This window comes from Bradyrhizobium sp. IC4060 (assembly GCF_020193715.1).
Taxonomy (GTDB): domain Bacteria; phylum Pseudomonadota; class Alphaproteobacteria; order Rhizobiales; family Xanthobacteraceae; genus Bradyrhizobium; species Bradyrhizobium yuanmingense.
The window spans coordinates 833,011-848,323 of record NZ_JADYVJ010000003.1 but is presented as its reverse complement, the minus strand read 5'-3'; the positions used below and the strand labels follow the sequence as shown (position 1 = coordinate 848,323).

The window sequence follows — 15,313 nt, the reverse complement described above, 5'->3', positions numbered from 1 at the left end:
GTTAGGCGAAGCCGTAACCCACCGCTTCTCTAACCGAGGATGCGGAAGTGGTGGGTTACGCTGCGCTAACCCACCCTACAACACCGCCTTCTTTGCTATAGTTCGACTCAGGCCCAATCACCCGGCGGTCGAACCATGCAATCTCCACCCTCCATCCCCACCGCATCCTTCTCCGACGCGTCCCTCGCCGTTGCCCGCCTCGAGGAAATCTACGAGCGCAACACGAAATTCCTGCGCGACCGGTTCGAAGCCTATGTCGGCGGCGAGGCGATCACGACGCGGGTTCGCGCCTACTATCCCTTCGTTCGTATCACCACCGCGACGCATGCGCGGCTGGATTCGCGCCTTGCTTACGGCTTCGTCGCCGGACCCGGCGTGCATGAAACCAGCGTGACGCGGCCGGATCTGTTCCGCAGCTATTTCACCGAGCAGATCGGCCTCTTGATCCAGAACCACGGCGTGCCCGTCGAGATCGGCGAGTCCGCCGAGCCGATCCCGATCCACTTCGCCTATCGGCGCGACATCAATATCGAAGCCGCGATCACCACCAGCGAGAATTCGCCCGTGACACGCTCGCTGCGCGATGCGTTCGACGTGCCCGTTCTCGCGACCATGGACGATTCGATCGCCGACGGCACTTTCGAGCTCCAGCCGGGCGCGCCGGAGCCGCTGTCCCTGTTCCGCGCCGCCCGCGTCGATTACTCGTTGCGCCGGCTTTATCACTACACCGGCACCGATCCCGAATATTTCCAGAACTTCGTGATCTTCACCAACTACCAGTTCTATGTCGATGCCTTCGCGCAAGCGTGCCAGCAGCGGCTGCAGTCCGGCGAAGCCGGGCTCGAAGCTTTCGTCGCGCCCGGCAACGTGATCACGAACAGCGGCGGCGCGATCAGCGGCACCGCGCCGGCTCGCGCACCGCAGATGCCGGCCTTCCATCTGGTCGCACCTGGCTATCGCGGCATCACGTTGATCAACATCGGCACCGGTCCGTCCAATGCACGCAACGTCACCGACCACGTCGCGGTGCTGCGGCCGCATGCCTGGCTGATGCTCGGCCATTGCGCCGGCCTGCGCAACACGCAGCGGCTCGGCGATTACGTGCTCGCGCACGGCTATGTGCGCGAGGATCACGTGCTCGATCGCGAGCTGCCGCTGTGGGTGCCGATCCCGGCGCTGGCCGAGATGCAGGTCGCGCTCGAGGAGGCGGTCGAGGACGTCACCGGGCTTGAAGGCTTCGAGCTCAAGCGCCTGATGCGCACCGGCACGGTCGCGAGCGTCGACAACCGCAATTGGGAAATTTCCGGGCCTGAGGTGATCCGCCGGCTGTCGCAATCGCGCGCGGTCGCGCTCGACATGGAATCGGCCGCCATCGCCGCCAATGGCTACCGCTTCCGCGTTCCCTACGGCACGCTGCTGTGTGTCTCCGACAAGCCGCTGCATGGCGAGATCAAGCTCGCGGGCATGGCCAGCGAATTCTACCGCCGCCGCGTCGGCCAGCACCTCGAGATCGGCCTGAAGGCGCTGGAGCGGCTCAAGCAGCAGGAATCGGAACGGCTGCATTCGCGCAAGCTCCGCAGCTTTGCCGAAGTGGCGTTCCAGTAGGGCCGAAGCCGCACTTTGCTGCTGACAAGCGCAGCGATTTTCAGCATTGTCCGACGCGGGGCTCGACCGGGACGACTTGATGCCGCTCATGCGCCACAAGATCATTGGCCATGATCTGGAACGGCTGGCCTTTCGCTTCACCATGTTGAACGACGGCGAGGTCGTGCAGTGCCAGATCAGCGACGCCGCGATGGACGAGCTCGCGGGCATGCAGGGCACCGAAAGCAGCGCACGTCAGGCGCAATTCCTGTCGCTGCGCGAGACCATCGAGCGGATCGCGTCGGATCTCTACGACGAGGCACCGCGATTCCCGGGCTATGTGGTGCGGATTTTCATGCGGCATTTAGGACGGTAGCTGTCGCTCCTCTTTCTCACCCCTCCAGCTTCCTCAGCAGCAACCGCAGCGCCGCCGCTGCGAACATCTGCATGTTGCCGAACCGGTCATTGCTCCCCGTCTCCAGCGTCATCACCCCTGACGCGGGCCCTGCAACCGCCATGCAGCTATGGCCCGCCGAATCGCCGTAGCGGTTGCCGGTGGGGCCGGCGGCGCCGGTCTCGGACAGGCCCCAGTCGCTGTCGAAGCGCGTTCGCATCTGCTCGGCCAGCAATTGCGCGTAGGGCTCTGACGAGGACCGAAAGCCCTTCATTCCTTCGTCCGAAATATCCATCAGCACGCGCCTGGCATCGCGCGTATAGACCACCGCGCCGCCGAGGAAATAGGCGGATGCGCCGGGCACCGCGAGCAGGCTGGCCGCGATCAGGCCGCCGGCGGAGGATTCGGCAACCGCAATGGTCTGTTTGCGCGCGATCAGTTTGGCGGCGACCTGTTCCGCAATGCCGACGAGCTCTTTCATGTCGTAACCCCTCATTCCTTCGCAACCGAGCTCAGCCTTCCTAGCATATGACAGGACGCTTGGCCGAGTTGCGGGCGGCGGGCAGGCCTGCTTGAATGGCGGGGACAAGAAGAGACATGCGAGGAAACGTGAGAAGGGAGACGTGATGGCGTCCCTGATCGCCGGCGGCATCGACTGCGACGTGCATCCGGCCGTGCCGCATCTGACCAGCCTGCTGCCGTACCTGAACGATTATTGGCGCGATCAGGTCACGACGCGCGGCATGGTCGACCTTGTCTCGCAATCCTATCCGCAGAACTCGCCGATCACCGCGCGGCCGGACTGGCGCCCCGAGACCGGCAAGCCCGGCGAGAGTCTGGAGGCCATGCAGCGTCACGTGCTCGATCCCTTCCAGCTCAAGCATGCGATCTGCAATCCGCTCTACGGCGTTCAGATGGTGTTTTCGGAAGACATGCAGGCGGCCTTCTGCCGCGCGCTGAACGATTGGCTGGCGAAGGAATGGCTCGATCGCGACCCGCGGCTGCGCGGCTCGATCGTGATCCCCACGCAAAGCGTCGAGAAAGCGGTTGCCGAGATCGAGCGCTGTGCACCGGACAAGCGCTTCGTGCAGGTGCTGATGCTGGTGATGGGCGATACGCCGCTCGGCAAGCGCGCGCTGTGGCCGATCTACGAGGCCGCGGAACGTCTGGAACTCCCGGTCGGCATCCACGCCGGGTCCGCCTATCACAATCCGCCGACCGCCGTGGGTTGGGGGTCCTATCACATCGAGGATTATGTCGGGCAGGCCCAGGCGTTCCAGACCCAGCTCACCAGCCTGATCGTGGAGGGCGTATTCGCCAAATATCCGCGGCTGAAAATGGTGATGCTGGAGTCCGGCGTGTCCTGGATCGCGCCCTATCTGTGGCGCCTGCACAAGTTCTGGCGCGGGGTACGGATGGAGACGCCGTGGGTCGATCGCGCGCCGCTGGAGATTGTGCGCAGCAACATCCGTTTCTCGTTACAGCCATTTGATGCGCCGCCGGAACCTCAGACATTAATTCGCCTGTTTGATCATATGCAGTCCGACGAATTGGTCCTATTCTCCACGGACTATCCGCACTGGCAGTTCGACGGCCAGGACGCGCTGCCCGAAGGTCTGTCCCCCGATCTCGTGCGCAAGATCATGATCGACAATCCGCATGCAACCTATCCCCGCCTGAAATGAGCCCGCTGCCAAAGGAGGCAAGGCGATGAATATCCAGTTCCGCGAGAACCAAGAAGCCGCTTCCCCACTGAACGTCAAAACCGCAATCGCGGACTGCGACATCCATCCGGCGCGTACGACCCACACCGAGCTCTACCCCTACCTCGCCAAACGCTGGCAGCATCACCTCGAAGTCTACGGCGTCCATGCCTATCAGGGCATGATGGAAGGCCCGCCCTATCCAAAGGCCCAGCCCAACGCCTCGCGCCGCGATGCCTATCCGCCGGAAGGCGGCCCGCAGGGCTCTTCACTCGCCTTCATGCAGAAGCAATTGCTCGATCCCAACAACGTGCAGCTGGGCGTGCTCAACCCGCTCAACACCGGGCAGGGCATCCGCAATCACGAACTCTCGGCCGCTCTGTGCTCGGCCATCAACGATTGGCAGATCGACAAATGGACAAGCAAGGACAAGCGGTTGAAGGCCTCGATCGTGGTCGGCAATGAGGACGGGCTTTCGGCCGCCGCCGAGATCCGCGAGCGCGCCGGCGACAAGAACTTCGTCCAGGTGCTGCTGCTCAGCCGCAATGTCGAGCCGCTCGGCCAGCGCCGATATTGGCCGATCTATCAGGCGGCGGAAGAGGCTGGCCTTCCCGTCGGCGTCCACGCCTTCGGCTTCGGCGGCAATCCGATCACACCCTCAGGCTGGCCATCCTATTACATCGAGGAGATGGTCGGGCATTCGCAGTGCCAGCAATCGGCGCTTGCGAGCCTGGTTTTGGAGGGCGTGTTCGAGCGCTTCCCGAAATTGAAGATGGTGATGATCGAGGCCGGCTTCGGCTGGGCGCCGTCACTGGCGTGGCGGCTGGACAAGGCCTGGCAGCGGCTCAGGAGCGAGGTGCCGCATGTAAAACGGCCGCCGTCGGAATATATCCGCGAGCAGGTGTGGTGGACGACGCAGCCGATGGAAGATCCTGAAAGGCGCGAGGATCTGTTCGATGTCATCAAATGGATCGGCTGGGATCGTCTCTTGTTCGCCACCGATTATCCGCATTGGGACTATGACGAGCCGTCGCGCGTGCTGCCGGCGGGAGTCAGCGAGGACAATCGCGAGGCGTTCTATCTCGGCAACGCAAAGAAGCTGTACGGGATAACCGCATGATCCGAAAAAGTGTGAAGCGGTTTTTCGGTCAGATCATGCGGAAAACATAGCATGGCGCGGCATGTGATTGCCGCGGTCGACGAGCTTCCGCCCGGCACGCGAAAATTCCTGGAGATCGACGGGCGGCCGATCGCAGTCTTCAACATCAAGGGCGAATATTTCGGCCTGATGAACCGCTGCCCGCATCAGGGTGCGGCGCTGTGCGAGGGTCCGCTGATCGGTCTCGCACAGTCGAGCAATCCCGGCGAGATCGAATACACCAAGTTAGGTGAAATCATCCGCTGCCCCTGGCACGGCTGGGAGTTCGATATCCGCACCGGCCAATCCTATTGCGACCCCCGCCGTTTCCGCGTGAAGGCCTATCCCGCCCATGTCGAGCCGGGCGCCAGCGTGGTGAAGGGGCCCTATGTCGCCGAGACCATCCCGGTGAAAGTCGAGAGCGACTACGTGGTGGTCGAGCTGTAGGTCTCCGCTGTCATTCCGGGGCGGTCCGCAGGACCGAACCCGGAATCCATCGGGCAACAGATCCTGTGAGAAATGGATTCCGGGCTCGCGCTACGCGCGCCCCGGAATGACAACCGAGGGAAGCCGCTGCATTTTCACGCCTTATTCTGCGCCGCCGCGAGCACCCATTGCCGGAACGCAGCCAGCTTCGGCGCCTCCCGACGGCCGTCCGGCGCGACCAGGTAGAAGCCGGCGTCCGCCGGCAGCGCGATCTTGAAGGGGACCACGAGCCGGCCTTTGGCGATGTCGTCCTGCACGTAGGAGGTCCGTCCCATGGCGACGCCGATGCCGTCGATGGCGGCCTGGATGGTCATGAAGATCATGTCGAAGGTGATGCCGGGGTGCCTTGCGATATCGGCCGGCAGGCCCGCCGCGGTCAGCCACAGCCGCCAGTCGTCGCTGTTGGTGCTCGACGTGTGCAGCAGCGGATGGTTGCGCAGATCCTCGGGGCGGCGCAGCGGCTTGTCGCCGCGCAGCAGCGACGGGCTGCACACCGGAAACAGCTCGTCCGCCATCAGCCAGTCGGCGCGCAGGCCGGGCCATTGGCCGCGACCATAGCGGATCGCGGCATCGACATTGTCGCGCTGGAAGTCGACGAGGCTGGTCGAGGTGGTGATGCGCACATCGATGCCGGGGTGCTGCTCCTGGAAATCGGTCAGCCGCGGCAGCAGCCATTTGGCGGCGAGCGAGGCCAGCGTCGACACTGTCAGCACCTTGTCGTCGTCCTTGCGCAGGAGACGGTCCGTGGCGAGGCGCAAATCGTTGAAGGCGGCGCGGACGCCCGGCAAATAGTCGCGCGCCTCCGGCGTCAGCGCCAGCGCGCGGTTCTGCCGGATGAACAGGCGGATGCCGAGCTCCTCCTCCAGCCTGCGGATCTGATGGCTGATCGCGGTCTGGGTCACGTTCAGCTCGCTGGCTGCGAGCGTGAAGCTGAGATGGCGCGCGGCGGCCTCGAACGCCCGCAATCCGTTCAGGGAGGGCAATCTGGCAGTCATTTGGCAGCAGGATGCATGACGTTATTTCATGCGAAAAGGTACAAATTGTCGTTTGTCGCGGCGCAGCAGAAGGCAGATATTAGCGGTCAACCTAGCTCCAGGAGCTGAAAATGTCTACATTGACCGACAATTCGATGACAAATCATCATGCACAGGGCGTCCTCTACCAGATCGGCGAGGTCCTTCACGTCTGGCACGAGCGCTACCGGACCCGGCGCGAGCTGACCCACTGGACTGCCCGCGATCTCCAGGACGTCGGGCTGTCCTGGTCCGACATTGCCTACGAGGCCGAGAAACCCTTCTGGCGGGCCTGATAGGCCGCCAGGCCGGCGCCGCCTGAGCACAGGGGCGCCGGCGGTCCCCTTTCCGCAGGGCATGTGTCATGAGCACCCTTCGCCTCGAAGACCTCAAGCAATATTCGGACGTGCTGCGCACCCGGCACGATGAGCGGCTCAATGTCCGCTTCGTCGAGCCGCGCGACACCGACGAGCTGCAGCACTATTTCCGCGCGCTCTCGACCCGCTCCCGCTACAACCGCTTCTTCGGTGCGATCAGCGAATTGCCGAAGGGCCTGCTGCACGATTTCCTCGAGGTCGGCGAGCGCGATCGCTTCACCATCGTGGCGACCATGATGGTCGACGGCTTCGAGACCATCGTCGCCGAAGCGCGCTATGCCTTCCATGCCGAGACCGCGACCCTCGAGTTCGGCCTCTCGGTCGATGACCGCTGGCAGGGCCACGGCATCGCCACCGCGCTGATGAAGAATCTCGAATGCCGCGCCGCCGCGCTCGGCGCCGAGCACATCTACGGCGACACGCTGCGCGCCAACGAGACCATGGTCTCGCTCGCGCGCAAAGCCGGCTTCACGTTCGTCAACCATCCGGACGATTGGAAGCTGGTGCGCTTCGACAAGGAGATCAGCGTCGAACCGAAAGACATTCCCTGCGCGAGCTGGCGCCTCGCCGCCCTTTCCCGTCAGGCCGACAGCCCCTCAGCCTCGGCCTGACATGACTGCAGCCCGGCCTGGCCAAGCCAGAGCCGGGCGTTTTTTCGCGCTCTATCTCCCCTCGTCATTCCGGGGCGCGCGTAGCGCGAACCCGGAATCCATTTCACCGCGCGTTTTGCGGCCCAATGGATTCCGGGTTCGATGCTGCGCATCGCCCCGGAATGACGGCGCTTGTGTCGGAGCTACTTCCCCGTGAACACCGCCTTGCGCTTGTCGATGAAGGCCTGCACGGCCTCCTTGTGGTCGGCGGTCGTGGTGAGGCGGACCAGCCTTTCGGCCTCGTGGTCGCGCGCGGTTTCGAAGTCGAACAGCAGGGCCTCGTCGAGATTGTCCTTCATGTAGCGCAGCGCGAGGCGCGGGCCTTCGGCGAGCGATTTGGCCAGTGCGAAGGCCTCGGTCTGCAGTTTGTCGTCGGGCACGACGCGGTTGACGAGGCCGATCGCCTCGGCGCGCGCGGCATCGACGCGGTCGCCGGTGAACATCAATTCGCGCGCCCGCGCGGTGCCGACGAGGCGGGTGAGCAGCCAGGCAATGCCGTAGTCGCCGGACAGCGCGATGCGGGCATAGCCGGTGGCAACGAAGGCCGATTGCGCGGCGATGCGGATGTCGCAGGCCATGGCGATGGCGAGCCCGGCGCCGACCGCGGGGCCGGGCAGCGCAGCGATCGTCGGCTTGCGCACAGACACCAGCGCGCCGGTGAGCAGCCGCTGCCGCTCCTGCAGGTCGGCGACCTTGTCGTCAAAGGACATGTCGAGCTTGGCCTTGTCGCGATGCGCACCCATGCCCTTGACGTTGCCGCCGGCGCAGAAGGCTTCGCCCGCGCCGGTCAGCAGCAGTGCGCCGACATCGGGATTCTCGCCGCAGCTCCGGATCATCGTGCGCAGCGCCGGCGTCAGCGCGTCCGACAGCGAATTGCGCGCCTCCGGCCGGTTCAGCGTGATCACAGCGACGCGGTCGCGGATCGTGCAGAGGAGCTGATTGGTGCCGGTGTCGATGGTGGTATCGGTGGTCATGTCGCCTCCCTCGTTCGTCATTGCGAGCGAAGCGAAGCAATCCAGAATCTTTCCGTAGAGACAGTCTGGATTGCTTCGTCGCTTCGCTCCTCGCAATGACGGGTATTGTTGCCAGCTTGCCCTCAAAACCTCTCCACCCAGGGCCGCAGCTCCAGCTCCCAGCTCCAGGCGCTGCGCGGCTGCTGCAGCACGTTCCAATAGCTCTGTGCGATCGCGTCGGGATCGAGCATCGAGTCCGGCTTGTCCGCCGGGTCGGGCCGCGTCGCGCTCCTGATGCCGCCGTCGATGACGAAATGCGCGACATGGATGCCCTGCGGCGAGAGTTCGCGCGCCATGCTCTGGGCAAGGCCCCGCAGCGCGAACTTGCCCATCGCGAAGGGAGCGGACTGCGCATAGCCCTTGACGCTGGCGGAGGCGCCGGTGAACAGGATTGCGCCGTGCTGGTTCGGCAGCATGCGCTTGGCGGCCTGCTGCGCCACCAGGAAGCCGCCATAGGCGCTGACCGCAATCGCCTGCGCGACGTCGGCCGGCACGAGATCGACGAACGGCCCGCGCGTGCGGCCGGAGGCGTTGTAGACGACGAGGTCGGGCGTGCCGATCTCGCGCTCGACGAGGCCGAACAGCCGCTCCACCTCGTCGGGCTCGGTGGCGTTGCAGGCATAGGCCTTGGCCCCGGTCTCGGTGCAGAGCGCGCCAAGCTTCTCGATCTTGCGTGCGGCGAGCGCGATGCGGATGCCCTGCGCCGCTAGCAGGCGCGCCAGCGATGCGCTGAGGCCTTCGCCGGCACCGACGATGAGGGCGATCTTGTACTTCGGGTGTTCCATGGCGTGATCTCTCGGAGGTAGGAGCCGCTGATCTATGCATGGTCCGCGCAGACAACCAGCCGGCGCGATCACAATTCCGCAGGGCGAGTTGCTCCCTCGCGGCGATCATGCCGCCCTGACATTTTGCGGCTTTATCGCTGTCCGCGACTGGAGCATGATCGACATCATCCAAAGCGGCAAGCGCAAAGAATTGCCGTCGGACGGAAACGAAGAGGACGATCATGCCCGGACCGGTTAAAGCGCAGCCAAAAGATATCGCGGCCGCACCCTCCGGCCTGCTGGCGCCCGATACGTCGGGCATGAATTTCTACCGCGCCGATCCCGCGCTCACGGACCTGCTCCGCATCCATCTGCCGGAGAATCTGTTCCGACACATCGAGCCGCATCTCGACCGGCTCGGTGAGCTCGCCGGCGGCCATCTCGACGAATGCGCGCGGCTCGCCGACCGGCACACGCCCATCCTGCACCAGCGCGACAAGTTCGGCCGCGACGTGCAATGGATCGAATATCATCCGGCCTATCGCGAGCTGGAGAACGCCGCGTTCGGCGAGTTCGGCATCCACGCGCTTTCAATCCGCAAAGGCATCATGGGCTGGTCGGACAAATACCCTGTTGTGGCCAAGCACGCCTTCACCTTCCTGTTCAACCAGACCGAATTCGGCATGGGCTGCCCGATCAACGTCACCGATGGCTGCGCCAAGCTCTTGGCGAATTTCGGCAGCGAGGCGCTCAAGGCGAAATATCTGGATGGCCTGACCTCGACCGACATGAGCAAGCTGACCCAGGGCGGCCAGTTCATGACCGAGAAGGAAGGCGGCTCCGATGTCGGCACGCTGACCACGCGAGCCGTGCAGGAAGGCGACCATTGGCGCCTCTATGGCGAGAAATGGTTCTGCTCGAATGCCGACGCCAAGGTCGTGATGCTGTTGGCGCGCCCTGAAGGCGCCGGCCCCGGTACGCGCGGCGTCGGCCTGTTTTTGATGCCGCGCTTCCTCGACGACGGTTCGCAGAACCACTACCGGATCGTGCGCCTCAAGGACAAGCTCGGCACCCGCTCGATGGCCTCGGGCGAGATCAAGCTTGAAGGCGCGATCGCCTATGCCGTCGGCAAGCTCGACCGCGGCTTCGTGCAGATGGCCGAGATGGTGAACTCCTCGCGGCTCTCCAACGGCGTCAAGTCCACCGCGCTGATGCGCCGCGCTTATCATGACGCGATGACGGTGGCGACCAACCGCGTGGTGTTCGGCCAGCGCATTATCGATCTGCCGCTGGGGCGGCGACAAATGCTGAAGATCATGCTGCCGGTGGAGCAGGGCCTGTCGATGAGCTTCCTCACTGCTGATGCCCTCGACCGTGCCGAGGCCGGCAGCCAGGATGCCGCGGCGCTGCTGCGCATTCTCACGCCGACGCTGAAGTTCCGCGCCACGCGCGATGCGCGCAAGGTTTGCGGCGATGCGCTCGAGATGCGCGGCGGCATCGGCTATATCGAGGAATTCGCCACCGCCCGCCTGTTGCGCGATGCGCATCTCGGCTCGGTCTGGGAAGGCACCGGTAACATCGTCGCGATCGATGCGCTGCGGCGGGCAGTCGGCCGCCACGGCGCGGAATCCGCGCTCGCAGCCGATCTGCACGCCCGGCTCGGCGACAGCGCCTCGGTGCCGCAGGCTTGGCGCGATCATCTGCGTGGCCTCACCGACCGCGCCGTCGACTTCGCACGCGAAGTTGCGGCCAAGTCCGAGAACGAAGCCGATGCGCGCCGCGCCACCAGCGCGCTCTATCACGTCGCCAGCGCGGTGGCGCTCGCCTGGGAAGCACACCGCATTCACGAGATGCGCGGCGATGCACGCCGGCTGCTGCTGTCGCGCCTCGTGATCGACCACCGCGTGGCGCCGAACGATCCGTTCCGGCTGACGGAAAATGCCGCGCAGGCGAAGATGGCCGAACTGCTGCTCGGCGATCGCGCAGCCGGCATGAGCGAGGTTGGCGAACTGGTTCTGGCGGCGTAGGCTGCGCGCTGCGATCAAACAAAAAGCGCGATAGGGAGTGTTCGATGAAGGCCGCCGTCCTCTATGAAGTCAACCAGCCGCTCGTCATCGAGGACATCAGCCTGCCGAAGCCGGGACCGCGCGAGGTGCTGATCCGCACCGCGGTTGCCGGGCTCTGCCACTCCGACCTGCATTTCATGGAAGGGCTCTATCCGCATCCGCTGCCGGCGGTGCTCGGGCACGAATCCGCCGGCGTGGTCGAGCAGGTCGGCTCCGATGTCACCTATGTGAAGCCCGGCGACCATGTCGTCACATGTCTCTCCGTCTTCTGCGGCACCTGCGACAATTGCACCACCGGCCGCACCGTGCTCTGCACCGACGCGACGGTGAAGATGCTGCCGGGCGTCTCCAACCGGATGCAATGGTCGAAGCCGGAGAAGCTGCACCAGTTCCTCAATCTCTCCTCCTTCGCCGAGCAGATGCTGGTGCACGAGAATGCCATTGTGAAGATCCGCAAGGACATGCCGCTCGATCTCGCCGCGCTGATCGGTTGCGGCGTCATCACCGGCTATGGCGCGGTGGTGAACACGGCGAAGGTGACGGCCGGCGAGACCGTGGCGGTGATCGGCTGCGGCGGCGTCGGCATGGCCGCGATCAACGGCGCGCAGATCGCCGGCGCCGGCCGTATCATCGCCATCGATACCAATCCCGCAAAACTCCAGCTCGCGACCAAGCTTGGCGCGACCGACATCATCAACCCGGCCGACGGCGATGTCGTGAAGCAGGTCCGCGACCTCACCAATGGCGGCGTGCATCATTCCTTCGAGGTGCTCGGCCGCAAGGAGACGGCCGAGCAGGCTTTTGCGATGCTCGCCTCCGGCGGCACCGCCACCATCGTCGGCATGATCCCGTTCGGGCAGAAGATCGAGCTGCACGGCTTCGACTTTCTGCGCGAGCGCAAGATCCAGGGCTCCTCGATGGGCTCGAACCACTTTCGGGTCGACATGCCGCGCCTGGTCGACTTCTATTTGCGCGGCCGGCTGCATCTGGAAGACTGGATCTCGGCCAAGCTGAAGCTCTCCGAGATCAACGAGGGTTTTGCCAACATGAAAGCGGGCAAGACGCTACGCAGCGTGATCGTGTTCGATAGCTAGCGGCCGTTACGGTGTCATCGCCCGGTCAAGCCGGGCATGACAGTTCGTAGCCCGGATGGAGCGAAGCGCAATCCGGGATCTTTGTCGCGGATCGGCTGTCCCGGATTTCGCTTCGCTCCATCCGGGCTACAGGACTTCGAAGCATCAATCATCGAACATCTTCGGCGGCACGAAGCCGCCGAACTCGCGCTCGATCAGCTCGGCGAGCTTGAGCGGCGTCCTGTCCTCGAGGAAGGGACCGACGATCTGCACACCGACAGGCAGACCGTGTTTCGACAGGCCGAGCGGAACGGCCGTTGCCGGCAGGCCCGGAAGCGTTGCGATGCCCGGCCAGGCGAGCTGGTCGGAATAGGGGTAATCCTTGCCGTCGATGCTGATCGTTCGCAGGCGTTGTTCCGGCGAATGATCGTGCGGAAAGGCCGGCGTCGGCATGATCGGGCAGATCACCGCGTCGAAGCTCTTGAACAACGCGCGCCATTGCGCGCGCAGGACGGCGCGGGTTCCTGCGTCGAGCACCCAGGCGCGGTGGCTCGCGGTGATGCCGCGCAGCCGCTCCGCGCCGAGGCTCGTGTCCTCCGGCGAGAGCTGACTTGCCCGCGCATGCGCATCCGCCAGCTCGTCGGGAGGCAGGAACGCGCCGAGGAAGCCCAGCAGCATGCGCATGTAAAGCCGCGACGTCTCCGCGAAGTCCGGGAGCAGCGCGCTCTCGCGTGCGACGGTGACGCCGGCCTTCGCAAGATCGGCTGCGAGCTTGTCGATCGCGCCCCCGACATCCCGGTCGCTCGGCAGCAGGGGATGGCTGTCGATCACCAACACACGAAAATCCCGCAGCGACTGATGCCGCGCGGCCGGCAAATCGAGCTTGTAGGCGATACCGGAATCGAGCGGATCGGGCCCCGCCATGACGTCGAGCAGCAAGGACAGATCCGCCGCCTTGCGCGCCATCGGCCCGATGACGGCGAGGTCGCCCTCGCGCGGAATGGCTGGAAACGGCGGCGGGGTCTCGCCGCGCGCCGCGCAGAGATTGAGGGTCGGCTTGTGCGCGAACACGCCGCAATGAAATGCCGGCACACGCAGGGAGCCACCGATGTCCGAGCCGGTGGCGAGCGCGCAATAGCCTGCGGCGAGGGCTGCCGCCGATCCCCCGGACGAACCGCCCGGCGTGCGGCCGAGATCGTAGGGGTTGTTGGTGGTGCCGTAGATGTCGTTGTAGCTCTGCCAGTCGCCGAGGCCGACCGGCACGTTGGTCTTGCCGAGGATCACGCCGCCGGCCTGCTTGATGCGGGTCACCGCCAGCGCGTCTTCCACGGGCTTGAAGCCCTTCTGCGGCACGAATCCCCAGGTCGTCGGCAGGCCTGCGATGTTGAAGGATTCCTTGATCGTCGTGGGCAGGCCGAGCAGCGGCTTGTGCTCGCCGCGCGCCAGCGCCGCATCCGCCTCGCGCGCCGCAACGAGCGCGCGATCGAAATCGCGCACGCACACCGCGTTGATCCTGCCGTCGTGCCGTTCGATCCGCGCAATCGCATCCTGCGTGAGCTCGACCGCCGAGACCTTCTTCGCACGCAACGCGGCCGACAGTTCGACCGCACTCTTGAAACTCCATTCCGATCCGGCCACGGCGCTTCTCCCGCTCTTGGATGATGATGCGCAGTCTGGCCGAATCTCGCAATGGCTGTTTGATGGAGATTGATGTGCTGCTAGCCGTAAACAGCGAATGTGATACGAGCTACGCTGCCCCCAGCCGTGGTTCCCCCGTCCAGATCAGGCCGCGCCCGCCTTGGCGAGGAAGTCGAGCAACAACCTGCTCACCGCGGCCGGCTGCTCCTGCTGGACCCAATGGCCGGCGCCGTCGACGAGATGGCAACCGAGCATCTTCGTGCACGCGCTGCGCTGCATCGTCTCGAATACGCCGGGCCGTTGATAGGTGCCCCAATCCTGCTTGCCCGAAATGAAGCAGGAGGGCACGTCGATGCTGCGGCCGGCAAACAATTGCATCTCGTTGTTGAGCATGCCCGACGTGCCGTAGCGGTACCATTGCAGCCCGCCCTGAAATCCGGTGCGGCTGTATTCGGCGCTGTAATAGGCAAGGTCGCTATCCGGCAGCCATTGGTTCGCGGCGATCGCGGCCGGCGAGGGCATCTCCTTCGCGACCGTCTCGGCCATGGTCTCATGCAAGTCCATCACGTAATAGGTCGGCAGCTTCGCCAGCTCCTGCGCCGACCATGCTTGCAGCGGATAGGGCTTGTTGTCGGTCCAGTCCGCGCTCTTGTGATGATAATAGGCGCGCAGGAAATCATGCACGCCCTGCGGTGCCTGCTGCATGTCGGCATTGGCTTCCCGTGTCGAATAATACCATTGATAGTGCTTGCGTGGCCGCGGCAGCGCGGCGAGCTCGCGATGCACGGGGTCCTCCACCGCGGGCTTCGCCGGATTGTCGACCGTGCCGAACGGCAGCGGCGGCGGTCCGCCGAACGGCGCGCTCATCATCGTCACCGAACGAAACACGTCGGGCCGGATCAAGGCGCACCAGGCCGCGACCGGGCTGCCGAAATCATGCCCGACCACGTCGACCTGCCTGTAGCCGAACGCCGACACCAGGGCGAGCGCATCGCGCACGAGATTGAACAGCGAGAACGGCGCGAGAGGGCCGTCGTAGTCCGCGCTCCAGCCCGTAGTGCGCCCGTAGCCGCGCTGGTCCGGTGCGATCACGTGGTAGCCGGCCGCGCTGAGCGCCGGCATCACCTTGCGCCAGGAGAAGGCGAGCTCGGGAAAGCCGTGCAGCAGCAGGATGCAAGGCCGTCCTTTGGTCTCGAATCCGGCCTCCAGCACATGCATCCGCAAGCCGTTGATGCCCTCGACGTGACGCGAGCGGATGCCGGCGGGCAGGGGGATGTCGGGGAGCGCGGTCATGGTATTCTCCACACGGGCAGTATCGTAGGGTGGGTTAGCCCCGGGGATTGCGCGAAGCGCAAGCCGCGCGGCGTAACCCACCTCTTTATGGAGGCAGAAGTGGTGGGTTACGCTCGGCGTC

The 15,313-nt window shown here is 65.0% G+C and carries 16 protein-coding genes; 10 read left to right on the top strand and 6 right to left on the bottom strand.

Translation table 11 applies throughout. The features are described from left to right. The first annotated feature begins 135 nt into the window (after nt 1–135). Complete coding sequence (locus tag I6F16_RS15830) at nt 136–1,605, top strand: AMP nucleosidase (protein ID WP_225173855.1); 1,470 nt, start codon at nt 136–138, stop codon at nt 1,603–1,605. A 79-nt stretch (nt 1,606–1,684) separates the two neighbouring features. Beyond that, a complete protein-coding gene (locus I6F16_RS15825) occupies nt 1,685–1,960 on the top strand; it encodes a DUF1488 family protein (protein ID WP_036040528.1) in 276 nt (91 codons plus the stop codon). A gap of 16 nt (nt 1,961–1,976) precedes the next feature. On the opposite strand, the gene I6F16_RS15820 is transcribed toward I6F16_RS15825, so the two are convergent. After that, nucleotides 1,977–2,459 carry a CinA family protein gene (locus I6F16_RS15820; protein ID WP_225173854.1) on the bottom strand — a complete coding sequence of 161 codons (483 nt, stop codon included), beginning with the start codon at nt 2,457–2,459 and terminating at the stop codon, nt 1,977–1,979. A 145-nt stretch (nt 2,460–2,604) separates the two neighbouring features. Here I6F16_RS15820 and I6F16_RS15815 point away from each other — a divergent pair, with 145 nt between their 5' ends. The 3 genes from I6F16_RS15815 to I6F16_RS15805 are packed head-to-tail and all read left to right on the top strand — an operon-like array spanning nt 2,605 to nt 5,266. After that, nucleotides 2,605–3,663 (top strand): amidohydrolase family protein, encoded by a 1,059-nt coding sequence (locus I6F16_RS15815; protein WP_225173853.1) that lies wholly within the window; start codon nt 2,605–2,607, stop codon nt 3,661–3,663. Between the two features lie 25 nt (nt 3,664–3,688). Further along, nucleotides 3,689–4,801, top strand: a complete 1,113-nt coding sequence (locus tag I6F16_RS15810) for an amidohydrolase family protein (protein ID WP_035997110.1) — start codon at nt 3,689–3,691, stop codon at nt 4,799–4,801. A 51-nt stretch (nt 4,802–4,852) separates the two neighbouring features. Continuing rightward, nucleotides 4,853–5,266 (top strand): Rieske (2Fe-2S) protein, encoded by a 414-nt coding sequence (locus tag I6F16_RS15805; RefSeq protein WP_036040510.1) that lies wholly within the window; start codon nt 4,853–4,855, stop codon nt 5,264–5,266. A gap of 134 nt (nt 5,267–5,400) precedes the next feature. Here the strand turns inward: I6F16_RS15805 and I6F16_RS15800 are convergent, their stop codons facing one another. Then, nucleotides 5,401–6,300 carry a transcriptional regulator GcvA gene (locus I6F16_RS15800; RefSeq protein WP_036040512.1) on the bottom strand — a complete coding sequence of 300 codons (900 nt, stop codon included), beginning with the start codon at nt 6,298–6,300 and terminating at the stop codon, nt 5,401–5,403. A 110-nt stretch (nt 6,301–6,410) separates the two neighbouring features. Here I6F16_RS15800 and I6F16_RS15795 point away from each other — a divergent pair, with 110 nt between their 5' ends. Continuing rightward, nucleotides 6,411–6,614: a DUF1127 domain-containing protein gene (locus I6F16_RS15795; protein WP_128266734.1), complete on the top strand. Its 204-nt coding sequence runs from the start codon at nt 6,411–6,413 to the stop codon at nt 6,612–6,614. A gap of 68 nt (nt 6,615–6,682) precedes the next feature. Beyond that, on the top strand, nt 6,683–7,306 hold the full coding sequence (locus tag I6F16_RS15790; protein ID WP_225173852.1) for a GNAT family N-acetyltransferase: 624 nt from the start codon (nt 6,683–6,685) through the stop codon (nt 7,304–7,306). Between the two features lie 182 nt (nt 7,307–7,488). Here the strand turns inward: I6F16_RS15790 and I6F16_RS15785 are convergent, their stop codons facing one another. Beyond that, on the bottom strand, nt 7,489–8,319 hold the full coding sequence (locus I6F16_RS15785) for an enoyl-CoA hydratase (RefSeq protein WP_225173851.1): 831 nt from the start codon (nt 8,317–8,319) through the stop codon (nt 7,489–7,491). Nucleotides 8,320–8,441: 122 nt separating this feature from the next. Continuing rightward, complete coding sequence (locus I6F16_RS15780; protein WP_057028331.1) at nt 8,442–9,143, bottom strand: SDR family NAD(P)-dependent oxidoreductase; 702 nt, start codon at nt 9,141–9,143, stop codon at nt 8,442–8,444. A gap of 34 nt (nt 9,144–9,177) precedes the next feature. On the opposite strand from I6F16_RS15780, the gene I6F16_RS15775 reads away from it, so the two are divergent. The 3 genes from I6F16_RS15775 to I6F16_RS15765 are packed head-to-tail and all read left to right on the top strand — an operon-like array spanning nt 9,178 to nt 12,282. Then, complete coding sequence (locus tag I6F16_RS15775; protein ID WP_035997131.1) at nt 9,178–9,381, top strand: hypothetical protein; 204 nt, start codon at nt 9,178–9,180, stop codon at nt 9,379–9,381. Further along, nucleotides 9,365–11,149 carry an acyl-CoA dehydrogenase family protein gene (locus tag I6F16_RS15770; protein WP_225173850.1) on the top strand — a complete coding sequence of 595 codons (1,785 nt, stop codon included), beginning with the start codon at nt 9,365–9,367 and terminating at the stop codon, nt 11,147–11,149. Before I6F16_RS15775 ends, I6F16_RS15770 begins: the two co-directional genes overlap by 17 nt. Nucleotides 11,150–11,193: 44 nt before the next feature. Next, complete coding sequence (locus I6F16_RS15765) at nt 11,194–12,282, top strand: Zn-dependent alcohol dehydrogenase (protein ID WP_035997137.1); 1,089 nt, start codon at nt 11,194–11,196, stop codon at nt 12,280–12,282. Between the two features lie 144 nt (nt 12,283–12,426). Here I6F16_RS15765 and I6F16_RS15760 read toward each other — a convergent pair whose 3' ends face one another. Next, nucleotides 12,427–13,899, bottom strand: a complete 1,473-nt coding sequence (locus I6F16_RS15760; protein ID WP_225111521.1) for an amidase — start codon at nt 13,897–13,899, stop codon at nt 12,427–12,429. A gap of 144 nt (nt 13,900–14,043) precedes the next feature. After that, entirely contained in the window at nt 14,044–15,192 is a 1,149-nt protein-coding gene (locus tag I6F16_RS15755; protein ID WP_276573557.1) for an alpha/beta hydrolase, read from the bottom strand. Between the last annotated feature and the right edge of the window lie 121 nt (nt 15,193–15,313).